Source organism: Conexibacter sp. CPCC 206217 (assembly GCF_030646165.1).
Taxonomy (GTDB): Bacteria; Actinomycetota; Thermoleophilia; order Solirubrobacterales; family Solirubrobacteraceae; genus Conexibacter.
Genome location: NZ_JAUTDO010000005.1, coordinates 374572 through 387009, shown reverse-complemented (window position 1 = coordinate 387009; position 12438 = coordinate 374572). Strand labels below are relative to the sequence as shown.

13 protein-coding genes are annotated in these 12438 nt (G+C 71.2%); 4 read left to right on the top strand and 9 right to left on the bottom strand.

The features are described from left to right. Positions 1 to 15: 15 nt before the first annotated feature. A complete protein-coding gene (locus Q7L65_RS15890) occupies positions 16 to 969 on the bottom strand; it encodes an NADPH:quinone oxidoreductase family protein (RefSeq protein WP_304722466.1) in 954 nt (317 codons plus the stop codon). Positions 970 to 1055: 86 nt separating this feature from the next. Between Q7L65_RS15890 and Q7L65_RS15885 the strand changes: the two genes are divergently transcribed. Both Q7L65_RS15885 and Q7L65_RS15880 read left to right on the top strand, forming a co-directional pair. Continuing rightward, on the top strand, positions 1056 to 1988 hold the full coding sequence (locus Q7L65_RS15885; RefSeq protein ID WP_304722465.1) for a PfkB family carbohydrate kinase: 933 nt from the start codon (positions 1056 to 1058) through the stop codon (positions 1986 to 1988). A gap of 166 nt (positions 1989 to 2154) precedes the next feature. After that, positions 2155 to 2934: a glucose 1-dehydrogenase gene (locus tag Q7L65_RS15880; protein WP_304722464.1), complete on the top strand. Its 780-nt coding sequence runs from the start codon at positions 2155 to 2157 to the stop codon at positions 2932 to 2934. 143 nt (positions 2935 to 3077) lie between these two features. On the opposite strand, the gene Q7L65_RS15875 is transcribed toward Q7L65_RS15880, so the two are convergent. The 7 genes from Q7L65_RS15875 to Q7L65_RS15845 form a co-directional block, all read right to left on the bottom strand. Continuing rightward, complete coding sequence (locus Q7L65_RS15875) at positions 3078 to 3890, bottom strand: SDR family NAD(P)-dependent oxidoreductase (RefSeq protein ID WP_304722463.1); 813 nt, start codon at positions 3888 to 3890, stop codon at positions 3078 to 3080. After that, positions 3887 to 4303, bottom strand: a complete 417-nt coding sequence (locus tag Q7L65_RS15870; RefSeq protein WP_304722462.1) for a cupin domain-containing protein — start codon at positions 4301 to 4303, stop codon at positions 3887 to 3889. Before Q7L65_RS15870 ends, Q7L65_RS15875 begins: the two co-directional genes overlap by 4 nt. Further along, positions 4303 to 5367, bottom strand: a complete 1065-nt coding sequence (locus Q7L65_RS15865) for a sugar ABC transporter substrate-binding protein (RefSeq protein ID WP_304722461.1) — start codon at positions 5365 to 5367, stop codon at positions 4303 to 4305. The genes Q7L65_RS15870 and Q7L65_RS15865 overlap by 1 nt, the downstream gene beginning before the upstream one ends. A 52-nt stretch (positions 5368 to 5419) precedes the next feature. Then, a complete protein-coding gene (locus Q7L65_RS15860) occupies positions 5420 to 6403 on the bottom strand; it encodes an ABC transporter permease (RefSeq protein WP_304722460.1) in 984 nt (327 codons plus the stop codon). Continuing rightward, a complete protein-coding gene (locus Q7L65_RS15855) occupies positions 6400 to 7422 on the bottom strand; it encodes an ABC transporter permease (protein ID WP_304722459.1) in 1023 nt (340 codons plus the stop codon). Before Q7L65_RS15855 ends, Q7L65_RS15860 begins: the two co-directional genes overlap by 4 nt. Next, the gene (locus Q7L65_RS15850) at positions 7419 to 8933 is read right to left on the bottom strand and encodes a sugar ABC transporter ATP-binding protein (RefSeq protein WP_304722458.1); all 1515 of its coding nucleotides are present in this window, start codon (positions 8931 to 8933) and stop codon (positions 7419 to 7421) included. The genes Q7L65_RS15855 and Q7L65_RS15850 overlap by 4 nt, the downstream gene beginning before the upstream one ends. 113 nt (positions 8934 to 9046) lie before the next feature. Beyond that, the gene (locus Q7L65_RS15845) at positions 9047 to 9847 is read right to left on the bottom strand and encodes an SDR family NAD(P)-dependent oxidoreductase (protein WP_304722457.1); all 801 of its coding nucleotides are present in this window, start codon (positions 9845 to 9847) and stop codon (positions 9047 to 9049) included. A 191-nt stretch (positions 9848 to 10038) separates the two neighbouring features. Between Q7L65_RS15845 and Q7L65_RS15840 the strand changes: the two genes are divergently transcribed. Further along, positions 10039 to 10806 carry a helix-turn-helix domain-containing protein gene (locus tag Q7L65_RS15840; RefSeq protein ID WP_304722456.1) on the top strand — a complete coding sequence of 256 codons (768 nt, stop codon included), beginning with the start codon at positions 10039 to 10041 and terminating at the stop codon, positions 10804 to 10806. A gap of 1 nt (position 10807) precedes the next feature. Here Q7L65_RS15840 and Q7L65_RS15835 read toward each other — a convergent pair whose 3' ends face one another. After that, positions 10808 to 11677: an NAD(P)-dependent oxidoreductase gene (locus tag Q7L65_RS15835; RefSeq protein WP_304722455.1), complete on the bottom strand. Its 870-nt coding sequence runs from the start codon at positions 11675 to 11677 to the stop codon at positions 10808 to 10810. A gap of 88 nt (positions 11678 to 11765) precedes the next feature. Between Q7L65_RS15835 and Q7L65_RS15830 the strand changes: the two genes are divergently transcribed. Next, positions 11766 to 12422, top strand: a complete 657-nt coding sequence (locus tag Q7L65_RS15830) for a helix-turn-helix domain-containing protein (RefSeq protein WP_304722454.1) — start codon at positions 11766 to 11768, stop codon at positions 12420 to 12422. Positions 12423 to 12438 lie beyond the last annotated feature (16 nt).

Below are 12438 nucleotides of genomic sequence, written 5' to 3'. Positions count from 1 at the left end.
CCTCATTCACGCGCGTCACGCGCGCGGATCCAGCAGCAGTTTGCCAGTCGTGCGGCGCTCGGCGAGGTCCACCTGCGCCTGCGCGGCCCGCGCCAGCGGGTAGGTCGCGCCGACGACGACGCGCAGCTCGCCGCGGGCGGTGCGGGCGAACAGCTCGGCGAGCGGGTCCTCGAGCAGCTGCGGGTGCTCGAGGCAGTGCCGGAACCAGAAGCCGGCGACCGTGCGCGAGGTGCGCAGCAGCTTTCCGGTGCGGATCTCGTTCTGCTCGCGCGAGGCGATCCCGTAGGCGACGATCCGGCCGAGCGGGGCGAGCGCGTCGAAGGAGGCGTCGAAGACGGCGCCGCCGGCCATCTCGAAGACGACGTCGACCGGTCTGCCGCCGTTGGCCTCCAGCAGCCGCTCGGTGAGCCCTTCCGCGCCGCCGTCGATCGCGGCGTCGGCGCCCAGCTCCAGCGCGAGCGCGCGCTTCTCGGCGGTCGAGGCGGAGGCGATCACGCGGCCGGCGCCGAGCGGCTTGCCGAGCTGCGTCGCGAGCGAGCCGACGCCGCCGGCGGCGGAGTGCACGACGACCGTCTCGCCGGGCTGCACACGGGCACTGGTGCGGTACAGGTGCCAGGCGGTGAGACCCTGGATCAGCAGCGCGAGCGCCGTTTCGTCCTCGACGCCGTCGGGGATCGGGAAGGTCAGCGCGGCGGGCGCGGTCGTGTACTCGGCGTAGCCGCCGGTGTGGCAGATCGCGATCACGCGCTCGCCGGTATCGGCGCGCACGCCGGCGACCTCGGTGCCCGGCACGAGCGGCAATTCGGCCTTCGCGACGTAGGAGTTGGTGCGCTGGTGCGTGTCGGCGAAGTTGAGCCCCGCGCGGCTGACCTCGATCAGCACTTCGCCGTCGGCGGGGACGGGCGTCGGCAGCTCGACGAGCTGCAGCGTCTCGGGCCCGCCGAACTCCTGCTGCTGGATCGCGCGCATCGCGGCGGAGGCTAGTAGAGGCCGCTCGCGGTGGCCGCCAGTACCCTGTGGGGAACTTCACCCGACCGAAAGACCTTCCCTCTCCTATGGCACTCACCGTCGTTGGCTCGATCGCGTTCGATGCCGTCACCACGCCCTTCGGCACCCGCGAGAAGATGCTCGGCGGCGCCGCGGTGCATTTCTCGCTCGCCTCGTCCTTCTTCACCGACGTGCGCGTCGTGGGTCCGGTCGGCGACGACTTCGGCGACGCCGAGTACGCCGTGCTGCGCACGCGCGGGATCAACACCGACGACGTCGAGCACGTCCCCGGCGGCGAGACGTTCTTCTGGCGCGCGCACTACGACTTCGACATCAACACCGCGCACACCGACGACACGAGACTGGGCGTCTTCGGCGAGTTCGACCCGAAGCTGTCGCAGGCGTCGAAGGACAGCGAGGTGCTGTTCCTCGCCAACATCCAGCCCGACGTGCAGCGCGCGGTGCGCGAGCAGTCCAACGCCAGATTCGTCGCGCTCGACTCGATGAACCTGTGGATAGAGATCGCCCGCGACTCGCTGATCAAGACGATCGAGACGGTCGACTGCGTGCTGCTCAACGACGCCGAGATCCGTCAGCTGACCGGCAAGCCGAACCTCGTCCAGGCCGCGCGCGAGATCCGCGCGATGGGTCCGAGAGTCGTCGTCGCCAAGCAGGGCGAGTACGGCGCGGCGCTGCTGACCGAGGAGGGCTTCTTCGGCCTCCCCGCCTACCCGCTGGAGACGGTCATCGACCCGACCGGCGCGGGCGACTCGTTCGCCGGCGGCTTCGTCGGCTACCTCGCCGCGCACGGCGGCGAGGACCTCTCGCACGAGACGCTCTGCCGCGCGATGGCGTACGGCACCGCGATCGCCTCCTACAACGTCGAGGAGTTCGGCACCGAGCGCGTCACCCGCCTCACCCGCGACGAGGTCACCGACCGCGTCGCCGAGCTGCAGCGCATCACCCACTTCGTCGACGCCCCGGTCGAACTGCGGGCGTAGGGGGCGCGCCGGCCGGGGCCGCGGCGATCCTGGCCGGGTCCGCTCGCCGGCGCCGCGGCCTTCCCGGCGATCCTCGCTCCGGATCACGCCTCACGAGCGGTAACATACGCTGAACAGCGCATACAGTGGTGCTGTACACATGTTTTCCCAAGCCCCGGAGGAGAAGATGAGCGGACGACTCGACGGCAAGACCTGCCTGATCACGGGCGCCGGTCGCGGCATCGGCGCGGCGATCGCGCAGCGACTCGCCGCCGACGGCGCGAACGTGGCCGTGGTCGACCTCGATTCCTCGACGGCCGAGCAGGTCGCCGGCACGCTCGACGGCCGCGGGCTCGGCATCGGCGCCGACGTCGCCGATCGCGCCGCGATCGCCGGTGCGATCGCGCAGACGGTGGAGCGCTTCGGCCGCCTCGACGTGATGTTCAACAACGCCGGCATCTCACAGACGAAGCCCTTCCTCGAGGTGACCGAGGACGAGTACATGAAGATCCAGCGCGTCAACGGCCTCGGCGTCCTGATCGGCACGCAGGAGTCGGCGAAGCAGTTCATCGCGCAGGGCGGCGGCGGCAAGATCGTCAACACCGCGTCGATGGCCGGCAAGCAGGGATTCCCGCTGTTCGCCGCGTACTGCGCCTCGAAGTTTGGTGTCGTCGCGCTGACGCAGGCCGGCGCGCGTGGGCTCGCCGAGCACGGGATCACCGTCAACGCCTTCGGGCCCGGCGTCGTGCAGACGGAGCTGTGGGAACAGCTCGACTCCGAGTTCCGCGAGCACAGACTGACCGAGCGCAGAGGCCAAGCGCTGGAGGAGTTCGGCGAGGGCATCCTGCTCGGCCGCCTCTCGACGCCCGACGACATCGTCGGGATCGCGTCGTTCCTCGCCTCCGGCGACTCCGACTACATCACCGGACAGGCGATCCAGGTCGACGGCGGGATGGTCCTCTCCTAGCAGCGCCGGCGCGGCACCTTCCGCGCCGCGCCATGGCACGCGAAGAGGGGCGGGCGCCATGCGGTGCCCGCCCCTCTTTGCGTCGTGACCGCCCCCAGCCCGGGACGTGGGCGAGAAGCGGCTGGCTCAGCCTGGATCCAGGCTCAGGCGGAGGAGCCCTCGTCGCCGGTGCGGAAGTCGAAGCCGGTCGTGAGGCCGCCGTCGGCCATCACCTGCGCTCCGGTCATCCCCTTGGCCGCGTCCGACAGCAGGAACAACGCGACGTTCGCGCACTCGCGCGGATACGGGATGTCGCCGAACGGCTGGCGCGCGGCGCGCGTCTGGAGGAACTTCTGCGGATCGTCGGCCGACTGCATGTGCCGCTGGAACAGGCCGGCGCGCATCGGGCCCGGGCAGACGCAGTTGATGTTGACGCCGTCGCGCGCATGGTCGAGCGCCGCGGTGCGCGCGAGCTGCAGCACCGCCGCCTTCGACGCGCAGTAGGAGACGAGCTGCTGCTCGGCGAACTCGGCGTCGATCGACGCGATCGCAACGATCGAGCCGTCCCTCGCGGCGATCATGCGCGGCAGCAACGTGCGCATCGCGAGCACCGTCCCGAGCACGTTGATCTCGTAGGTCTTGCGCCAGACGTCGGGATCGAGGTCGAGCACGGTGCCGACCTCGAGGTACGCCGCCGACGTCATCAGCCCGAGCCGCCCGGGCGCCGCGGCGCCGAGCAGCGCGTCGACGCGGTCCCACGTCTCCTGCGCGGTCACATCGCCCGCGACGTGCGTGTAGCCGGGATACTCCGCGACCGGCGCGAGGTCGACGCCGATCACCTGCGTCCCGGCGTCCGTCAGCAGCCTCGCCGTCACGCTGCCGAGGCCGTCGCCGCCGGTGCCCGTGACGACGACCACGGCCGGCAGCTGGCCGGGGAGGCGACGGTCCGCTACCGCCGCCGTCTCCGTCTGGCTCATACGACGCCCTCCAGGGTTCTCTGCCAGCCGGGCAGACCCTCGTAGCCGAGGTCGGCGTAGCGATCGACGCCGGTCCAGAAGGTCACGACCTCGCACACCTCGTCAGTGTCGTTGTAGAAGCCGTGCCACTCGTGCGGGGGGTAGATCGCCACGTCGCCGGCGTTGAGCCGCACCGGCTCGCCGTCGGAGACCGACAGGCCCGATCCCTTCACGACGTAGAAGTACTCCGCCGCGTTGTCGTGTCTGTGGACTTCGTGCGCCTTCTGCGGCGGGAAGTCGACCGAGTTCAGCACGATGCCGGTGGTGCCGGTCTGCTCCTTGTCGATCAGCCACCAGAGGTGCATGCCCTCCCAGCCGTCCTGGCTGGTGATCGCGACATCCTCCGGCACCGTGCTGCGCGAGCGAACGATCATCAGCCGACTCCCTCCGCGCAGGTCGCCAGGTTCGCCTTCGTGATGACCTCGGCCGGCAGGTACTCGTTGTGCGGCTGCTCTCTGCCGGAGAGGATGTTGACGACCGCTCTGGCGGCGAGGTCGCCGTCGTCGATCGGCGACTGCAGGACGGAGGCGTACTGCTCGCCCGATCTGATGTTGCGCAGACCCTCGGGCTGGCAGTTGCCGCCGACGATCACGAGTCTCGCCGGGTCGAGGCCCTTGCGTCTGGCGGAGACGATCACGCCGGCCGCCATGTTGTCGGCCTGTGCGTACACGCCGACGATGTCCTTGTTGGCGTTGGCGGTGAAGAGGCCGTCGGCGGCGGTCGTCGCCTGCGTCTGGTCCCAGTTGCCGGGCTGGTTGCCGACGATCTTCACGTCGGGCGCTCTCGCCTTCAGGATTCTCTCGAAGCCGGCGAGCCGCTGGATCGCGGGCGGCGAGCCGGGCTGACCGCCGACGACGAAGATGTTGCCGGCGGCTCTGCCGTTCTTCTGCTCGAGCCCTCTGATCATCGCGTCGGCCGCGAGCTCGCCGAGCGTCGTGTCGTTGGGGCCCGTGAAGGCGTTCCAGAGATCCTGCTTGTCCTCGCCCGGTGACGAGTTCGTCACTATCACCGGGATCTTGGCCGCCTTCATGCGGTTGAGCGACGGGATGCTGGCGGTCGCGTCGGCGGGCCAGTAGACGATCGCGTCGGGTCTCTGGGCGATCGCCTGGTTGACCTGGTCCGCCTGCTCGGCGGCATCGTAGTTGGTGATCTTCTTCTCGACGCTGAGGCCGGCTCTCGCGGCTCCGGCCTCGAACGCTCTCGTCGCGCGGGCGCAGTAGTCGCACTGCGGCGTGACGGTGAGCAGGATCACTCTCTTGCCGGCGACGTCAGCCGTCGTCTTGACGGCCGAGCCACCGGCGCCCGACGAGGACGACGAGCCCGAGTCAGAGTCAGACGAGCCGCAACCGGCTCCGGCGAGCGCGACGGCTGCGACGGCCGTCAACGCAAGCAGCGATCGGGTGACCTTGCGGGCCAGCCCCTCCTCCTGATGGAACATGACACTCCTTGTGGGGTTTGACGGTGGGGGAATCGACAGCGCGGCCTGGGCCTCAGCCCGGTACCGCGCGCCGCCGTCGTACGAGCTCGAGCAGGCGTGTGGGCCCGCCCGCGCTGATCGTCACCACGGCCAGCAGGAGCAGGCCGTTGGAGATCGAGATCGCGGCGTCAGATGCGCCGACGAAGCTGAGGCCGTTGTTGAGCGCCGTCAACGTGAGGGCGCCGACGGCGACGCCCGGCACGGTGCCGATGCCGCCGCTGAGCGCGACGCCGCCGAGGATCGCCGCGGACACCGCCTGCAGCAGCAGGTCGGCGCCGGTCGTCGGTGCGGCGCTCAGGAGCGAGAAGGCAAGCAGCCCGCCCGCGAGCGCCGCGAACGTCCCGGAGATCGCGAACGAGGCAACGACCGCCGTGCGCGTGCGAGCGCCGGCGGCGCTGGCCGCGTCGCGCGAGCTGCCCGTCGCGATGATGTCGCGGCCCAGGCGCGTGAAGCGCAGCAGCAGCCAGACGACGACGCAGGCGCCGATCGCGACGAGGCTGCGCGGCGAGAAGACCGTCGCGATCACCTGGTCGACCTGGGAGGCGATCTCGAAGTTGTCGTAGGAGACCGTCTGCCCGCCCGCGAGACCGTAGGCGAGCCCCGTCAGCATGATCTGCGTACCGACGGTGACGACGAGCGAGGAGACGCTCAGCCAGACCGTCAGCAGGCCGTTGACGAGGCCGACGCCGAGGCCGAAGAGGACGGCGACCGCGAGGCCGACGCCGGCGCCATCGCCGCCGGTCTTGATCGCGATGATGCCGGAGACGGCGACCATCGAGCCGACCGAGAGGTCGAACTCGCCGGCGATCATCGTGACCGCGAGGCCGACCGCGACCAGGCCGAGCAGCGCGAACGCCTGCATCAGGCTGAAGAGGTTCCCCGTGTCGAGGAAGCCGCTCGCTCTCGCGCTGAAGTAGATGACGATCAGGATCAGCAGCGCGAGCCGCAGGATCGCCGCGCGATTGTTGCGCAGCAGCGTGTTCAGGCGGGGGTTCATCGACGCCTCCGAGAGGCCAGCGCGGCGAGCGCGATCGACAGCAGGACGATGCCGCCCTTGGCGAGCAGCTGCAGCTCGTAGGGCTGGCCGGAGACGATCAGGATGTTGGAGACCATCCCGATGAAGACGGCGCCGAAGGCCGCGTCGATGATCGAGCCGCGCCCGCCGGTGACGGCGACGCCGCCGACCAGCACCGCGGCGATCACGTCGAAGTCGAAGGTGGCGCCGAGTCTGAGGTTGCCCTGCGACGCCTCGGCGGCCAGCAGCGCGCCGCTGAGCGCGGCGGCGGCCGCCGCCAGCACGAACGCGAGCACGATCACCCGCCGCACGCGGATCCCCGCCAACTCGGCGGCGTCGCGGTTGGAGCCGGTCAGCCGCACCTCGCGGCCGAAGCGCGTCATCTGCATCAACGCGTGCGCGGCGAGCGCGACGACGAAGAAGACGAGCACGCGCACGGGCAGGAAGTCGCCGAAGATCGTGTCGTTCAGCAGGTCGGCGGAGCCGCTGGCGTTGACGGTCAGGCCGCCGGAGACGATCTGCCCGACGCCGAGGATCAGCGAGGCGGCCGCGATCGTCGTGACGATCGGATTGGTGTTCATCAGGCCGACGGCCGCGCCCTGCACGAGGCCGGCGACGCCGCCGACGCCGAGCGTGATCAGCAGCGCGAGCGGCAGACCGAGCGACAGCGCCTTGGCGAAGACGATCGTCGAGACCGCCGTGCTGGCGCCGACGCTGAGCATGAAGTAGTTGCCCGACAGCGTGACGAAGGCGGTGCCGACCGCCGCGATGCCGATCAGCGAGACGGACTGCAGCAGCGACTTGACGTTGTCGACGGTGCCGAAGCCGTCGACCGCGATGCACGCATAGACGAGGATCACGAGCGCGGCCGACCGGATCGCGAGCGTCTGCGGGTCGCGCTCGCGCAGCCAGCCGCTCGCGCTTTGCAGCGGCGTGCTGCCGCTGACGGCCGCGGCGTCGCCGTCGGCGAGCGCGGGACGGCGCTGCTCCAGCGGGCTCACGCCGCCACCTCCTCGTCCTGCGGATGCAGGATGTCGCGCAGGATCGCCTGCTCGTCGAGCCCGTCGACGTCGGCGATCCGCACGACGCGACCGCGGAACATCGTCACGACGCGGTCGCACGCCTCGATGATCTCGACGAGATCGGTCGAGAACAGCAGCACCGCCGCGCCGTCCTCGGCGAGCTTGCGCAGGTGGTCGTAGATCTCGGCGCGCGCACCGACGTCGACGCCGCGCGTCGGCTCGTTGAGCACGAGCAGCTTCGGGCTGGGCGCAATCGACTTCGCCAGCGACACCTTCTGCTGGTTGCCGCCGGAGAGGTCGCCGGCGCGGGAGCCGAGCCGGCGCTTGTCGATCGCCATCAGCCTGCCGAGCCGCTCGCCGAGCGAGCGTTCCTTGCCGCGTTGCAGCAAGCCGCCTGGCGCGACCTCGCCGAGCACCATCGAGGAGATGTTGCGCTCGACGCTGGCGTCGAGGAAGACGCCGTCGCGCGCGCGGTCGCCGGAGACGTAGGAGATGCCGGCGCCGAGCGCGCCGCGCACGCCGCCGTTGCCGATCTCCTCGCCGTCGAGCACGATCCGGCCGCTGCGCTCGCGGCCGAGACCGGCGACGGTCTTCGTGACCCAGTCGGCGCCCGAGCCGATCTGGCCGGTGATGCCGACGATCTCGCCGGCCGCCAGTTCGAGGTCGAGCGGCGCGAAGCGGTCCGGCAGCGCGAGCCGCTCCAACCGCACGCGCGCCGGGCCCTGCGCCTCGCCGCGCACGCGCGCGACGCGCCCGCGCTCCTCCAGCGCTCTGGAGCCGATCATGCGGGCGACCAGCTCGTCGGGCGTCAGCGCGCTGGTCGGGTCGGTCGAGACGTGACGGCCGTTGCGCATCACCGTGACCTTGTCCGCCAACTCGAAGACCTCCTTCAGCCGGTGGGAGATCCAGACGACGGCGCAGCCGTTGTCGCGCAGCCGGCGCGCCGCGGCGAAGACCCGCTCGATCTCGACGTCGGAGAGCGTCGCGGTCGGCTCGTCGAGGATCACCGTGCGGCACTCGCGCGCGGTTGCGCGGGCGATCTCGACGAGCTGGCGCTCGGCCAGCGTCAGCTCGTCCGCGGGGCGGTCGAGGTCGACGTGGCCGAGGCCGAGCGTCTCCAGGTGTCTGCGCGCGAGCGGTCGCAGCGCGCGTCGTCGCATCAGCGGCTTGACGATCGGATGCCCGAGGAAGACGTTGTCGAGCACGGACAGCGCGGGCACGATCGTCAGCTCCTGGTAGACCACGCTGACGTCGTCGGTGCCGCCGGCGACGTGCAGCTCGCCGCCGTCGGGCTGTACCCGGCCGGCGATGATCTTCACGAGCGTGCTCTTGCCGGCACCGTTCTCGCCGAGCAGGGCGTGCACCTCGCCGGGCAGCAGCTCCAGGTCCGCGTGGGCCAGCGCTTGGACACCGCCGTAGCTCTTCGTGACGCCGATCGCTCGCACGAGCGGCTCCGTGGTCGTGGGCGCAACCGGGGCGCTTGCCGACACGATCTCTCCTCGCATCATGTTCAGTAAGACTACACGCTGGCGGTCAATTGTCAAGTGAAACGCGGGCCCAGCCAGAGACTCGTGGTTCTATACTTCACGACTGTGCGGCGGTGTCACACGATCGCTCGCACGCTGCCGCCGTCGACCCCCCACACGCTGGACGTCACGAACGCCGCCAGGTCGGAAGCGAGGAAGACCACGACGTTCGCGACCTCCTCGGCCGTGCCGAGCCGCTGCAACGGCAACTGGCGAAGCTTCATCTCGTGCTCGACAGCCTCCTGCGGCGGCAGCCCGTGCACCTTCGCGAGCGTGTCCGCGAAGCCGCCCGGCTTGGTCCAGAACGGCGTCCAGATCGGCCCTGGCGCGACGGCGTTGACGCGGATCGCCGGACCCTCGGCGCGGGCCAGCGACTTCGTCAGCGCGAGCACCGCGGCCTTCGACGCCGCGTAGTCGACGGGGTTGGCCTCGGGCTGACGTGCGAGGTCGGAGGCGTTGTTGACGATCACGCCGGATCCGCGCGCGCGCATGCCAGGAAGCACCGCGCGGATCGTCCGCAGATAGCTGAAGAAGTTCAGCTCGAAGGTCGCGTGCCAGTCGTCGTCGGTGAGGTCGTCGAACGTGCGCACCGAGCCCGCACCGACATTGTTGACGAGCACGTCGGGGGAAGAGCCGTCGCCCAGCAGTCGCGCGAGGCCGTCCGCGACGCCCGCGGCCGTCGACAGGTCGGCCGTCGCGACGGCCACCTCGACGCCGCGCCCGCGCGCCTCGTCGGCGGTCGCGGCGAGCGCGTCGCCGTCGTGGTCCAGCAGCGCCAGCCGCGCTCCCTCGGCCGCGAAGCCGAGCGCCGTCGCACGGCCGATTCCGGTCGCAGCGCCGGTGACGAGCGTGAGCTTGCCCTCGAAATTCGTGCGCAACACGTGTCCTCTCTCCCAAGATCCGATGACGACGGACGTGTCGGCAAGCTTATTGCGAGTCAACGTATTGTCAAGCATTGATGGACATGCAACGGCGTCGAGCTGACATTTTTCAATGAATACCGGGCCTTTGGCCAGCACGGCCACGCGTAGGTTCGCTTATTTGTGTGCTGCTGCTGTACGCTCTGGCGATGCCGAGGAGGGTGGAGAGAGCGCGCGCGCTCGACGACGCGAGCGCGCAGGCGGAGCCGACTCCGCCGATCGGCGCGGTCGGGGAGGGTCTGCGCGCCGCACGCGAGCATCAGCGGCTCTCGCTGCGCGAGTTCGCGAAGCAGCTCGGCCTCTCGCCCAGCGCCGTCTCGCAGATCGAACGCGGCCAGGTGATGCCGTCCGTCGGAACGCTCTACGCGATGACCAGCCGACTCGGGCTGTCGATGGACGAGCTGTTCGGCGCCAGGACCGGCGGCGCGGCGGCGCCGCCGCTGCCCGCGCTCTCGCCCCCGGCGGCGCTGCGCTCGCTGGCCGCCGGGAGCTTCGCGCCGACCGACGACGACGCGCCCCCCGCGGGCGCCATCGTCGCGCTGACACTCGCGGCGGGCGGCGCCGGCAGCCCGACCGGAAGGGTCTTCCCGAAGGACGAGCGGACGGTCATCACGCTCGCCTCCGGTGTCCGCTGGGAGCTGCTGACCAGCTACGAGCCCGGCGTCGAGTTCCTCTACGTCGTCTATCCCGTCGGCAGCGAGTCGTGCGAAGCCGACAAGCTGATCAGCCACGGCGGCAGCGAGCGCGGCGTCGTGCTGCGCGGCCGGCTCGGCGTGACGCTCGGCCGCGACCACCACGAGCTCGGCGCGGGCGACTCGATCGCCTTCCGCTCGGACGTGCCGCACCGCCTCTGGGCGATCGGCGACGAGGCCGCGGAAGCGGTCTGGTTCGTGACCGGCCGCAACGCTGGCGGCTGACTCAGCCGCCAGCGGGCGCCAGCAGCTCCAGCACGCTCGACACGTCGCGCCCGCCGAGGCCGGCGGCGCGGGCGCGGTCGAGCAGCAGCGCGGCGGCGCTGCCCACCCCCACGTCGACGCCCGCCTCGCGCGCCAGCTCGAGCCCGAGTCCGACGTCCTTGCGCATCAGGTCGACCGAGAAGGCGACCGGAGCGTTCGCCGGATCGACGAACGCGGCGCGCTTGTAGCCGACGTACGGTGCCGCCAGCGCGCCGCCGGCAAGCACGTCGTATGCGTCCTCCCGCGCGATGCCGGCGCCCGCGGCGAGCGCGAGCGTCTCGGCGATCGACTGGTTGACGACCGCCAGCATCAGGTTCAAGGCCACCTTCATCGCGGCGCCCGCACCGCTGGGACCGAGGTGCAGTTGCGCGCGCGTGATCGCGGCGAGGACGGGTTGCACGCGCCGCAGCGTCTCCGCGCAGCCGCCGACCATCGCGACGAGCGAGCCGTCGGTCGCCGCCGGAACGCTGCCGGAGACCGGCGCGTCGAGGAAGTCGAGCCCGGCCGCCTGCGCCTCGCGCGCGACGGCGCGCGCGGCGAGCGGGCCGATCGTCGACATGTCGATCAGCACGCAGCCGCGCGGCGCGGCGGCGAAGATCCCCTGCTCGCCGCGGAGCACGCCGCCGAGGGCGTCCGCGTCGGCCAGCATCGTGATCACGACCTCGGCGCCGTCGGCCGCCGCCGCGGGCGTCGCGCTCTCCAGCGCCCGCGGCGGCACGAGCTCCGGACGCGGCGTGCGGTTCCACGTGCGCAGCTCGTGGTCCGCGGCGGCGAGGCGCGCCGCCATCGGCGAGCCCATCCGCCCGAGTCCGAGGAATGCGATCTTGCTCATGGTTCTCCTCCGATCAGCTGTCCAGTGAAAGTAAACAGGTGTTCCGAAGCGCTGTCATTCCGGGACCGCGCGGCGTACACTGAGCGACGTGTCCCAGGGGATCCAGAGAGCGGCCGAGAACGGCCACGCGGCGGCGATGGCGCCGGGCTTCGGTTCACGTCTGCGGGCCGAGCGCGAACGACAGGGCATCGGCGTGCGCGAGCTGAGCCGCAGGCTCGACGTCTCCGCCAGCATGATCAGCCAGATCGAGCGTGAGCGCGTGATGCCGTCCGTCAACACGCTCTACTCGATCACCTCGGCGCTCGGCATCTCGCTCGACGACCTGTTCGGCCGCGAGCGCCCGTCCGCCGAGCGCGACGGCGCCGCCGCGCCGCGCGGACCCGGCTTCGTGCAGCGTCGCGACACGCAGCAGTCGCTGTCGCTGAGCTCCGGCGTCCGCTGGGACCTGCTGACGTCCGAGCCGAACGCCGACGTCGAGTTTCTGCGCGCGAGCTACGCCGTCGGCAGCGAGTCGACGCCCGCGGACGCGCTGATGCGCCACAGCGGTCACGAGTACGGCACCGTCGTCGACGGCGTGCTGTGCGTCACCGTCGGCTTCGAGACGCACGAGCTGCAGTCGGGCGACTCGATCTCGTTCGAGTCCTCCACCCCGCACCGCCTCTTCAACGCCGGTGACGAGCCGGCCGTCGCGATCTGGGTCGTCGTCGGTCGCGGCGCCGACCCGCGCAGCACCCGTCCGCACTGATCCGCGCGCGCCGCGG

What these genes read in the sequence shown, in the direction of transcription:
- Q7L65_RS15890 (WP_304722466.1), bottom strand. Translation starts at nt 969, where the DNA reads ATGCGCGCGATCCAGCAGCAGGAGTTCGGCGGGCCCGAGACGCTGCAG.
- Q7L65_RS15885 (WP_304722465.1), top strand. Translation starts at nt 1,056, where the DNA reads ATGGCACTCACCGTCGTTGGCTCGATCGCGTTCGATGCCGTCACCACG.
- Q7L65_RS15880 (WP_304722464.1), top strand. Translation starts at nt 2,155, where the DNA reads ATGAGCGGACGACTCGACGGCAAGACCTGCCTGATCACGGGCGCCGGT.
- Q7L65_RS15875 (WP_304722463.1), bottom strand. Translation starts at nt 3,890, where the DNA reads ATGAGCCAGACGGAGACGGCGGCGGTAGCGGACCGTCGCCTCCCCGGC.
- Q7L65_RS15870 (WP_304722462.1), bottom strand. Translation starts at nt 4,303, where the DNA reads ATGATCGTTCGCTCGCGCAGCACGGTGCCGGAGGATGTCGCGATCACC.
- Q7L65_RS15865 (WP_304722461.1), bottom strand. Translation starts at nt 5,367, where the DNA reads ATGTTCCATCAGGAGGAGGGGCTGGCCCGCAAGGTCACCCGATCGCTG.
- Q7L65_RS15860 (WP_304722460.1), bottom strand. Translation starts at nt 6,403, where the DNA reads ATGAACCCCCGCCTGAACACGCTGCTGCGCAACAATCGCGCGGCGATC.
- Q7L65_RS15840 (WP_304722456.1), top strand. Translation starts at nt 10,039, where the DNA reads ATGCCGAGGAGGGTGGAGAGAGCGCGCGCGCTCGACGACGCGAGCGCG.
- Q7L65_RS15835 (WP_304722455.1), bottom strand. Translation starts at nt 11,677, where the DNA reads ATGAGCAAGATCGCATTCCTCGGACTCGGGCGGATGGGCTCGCCGATG.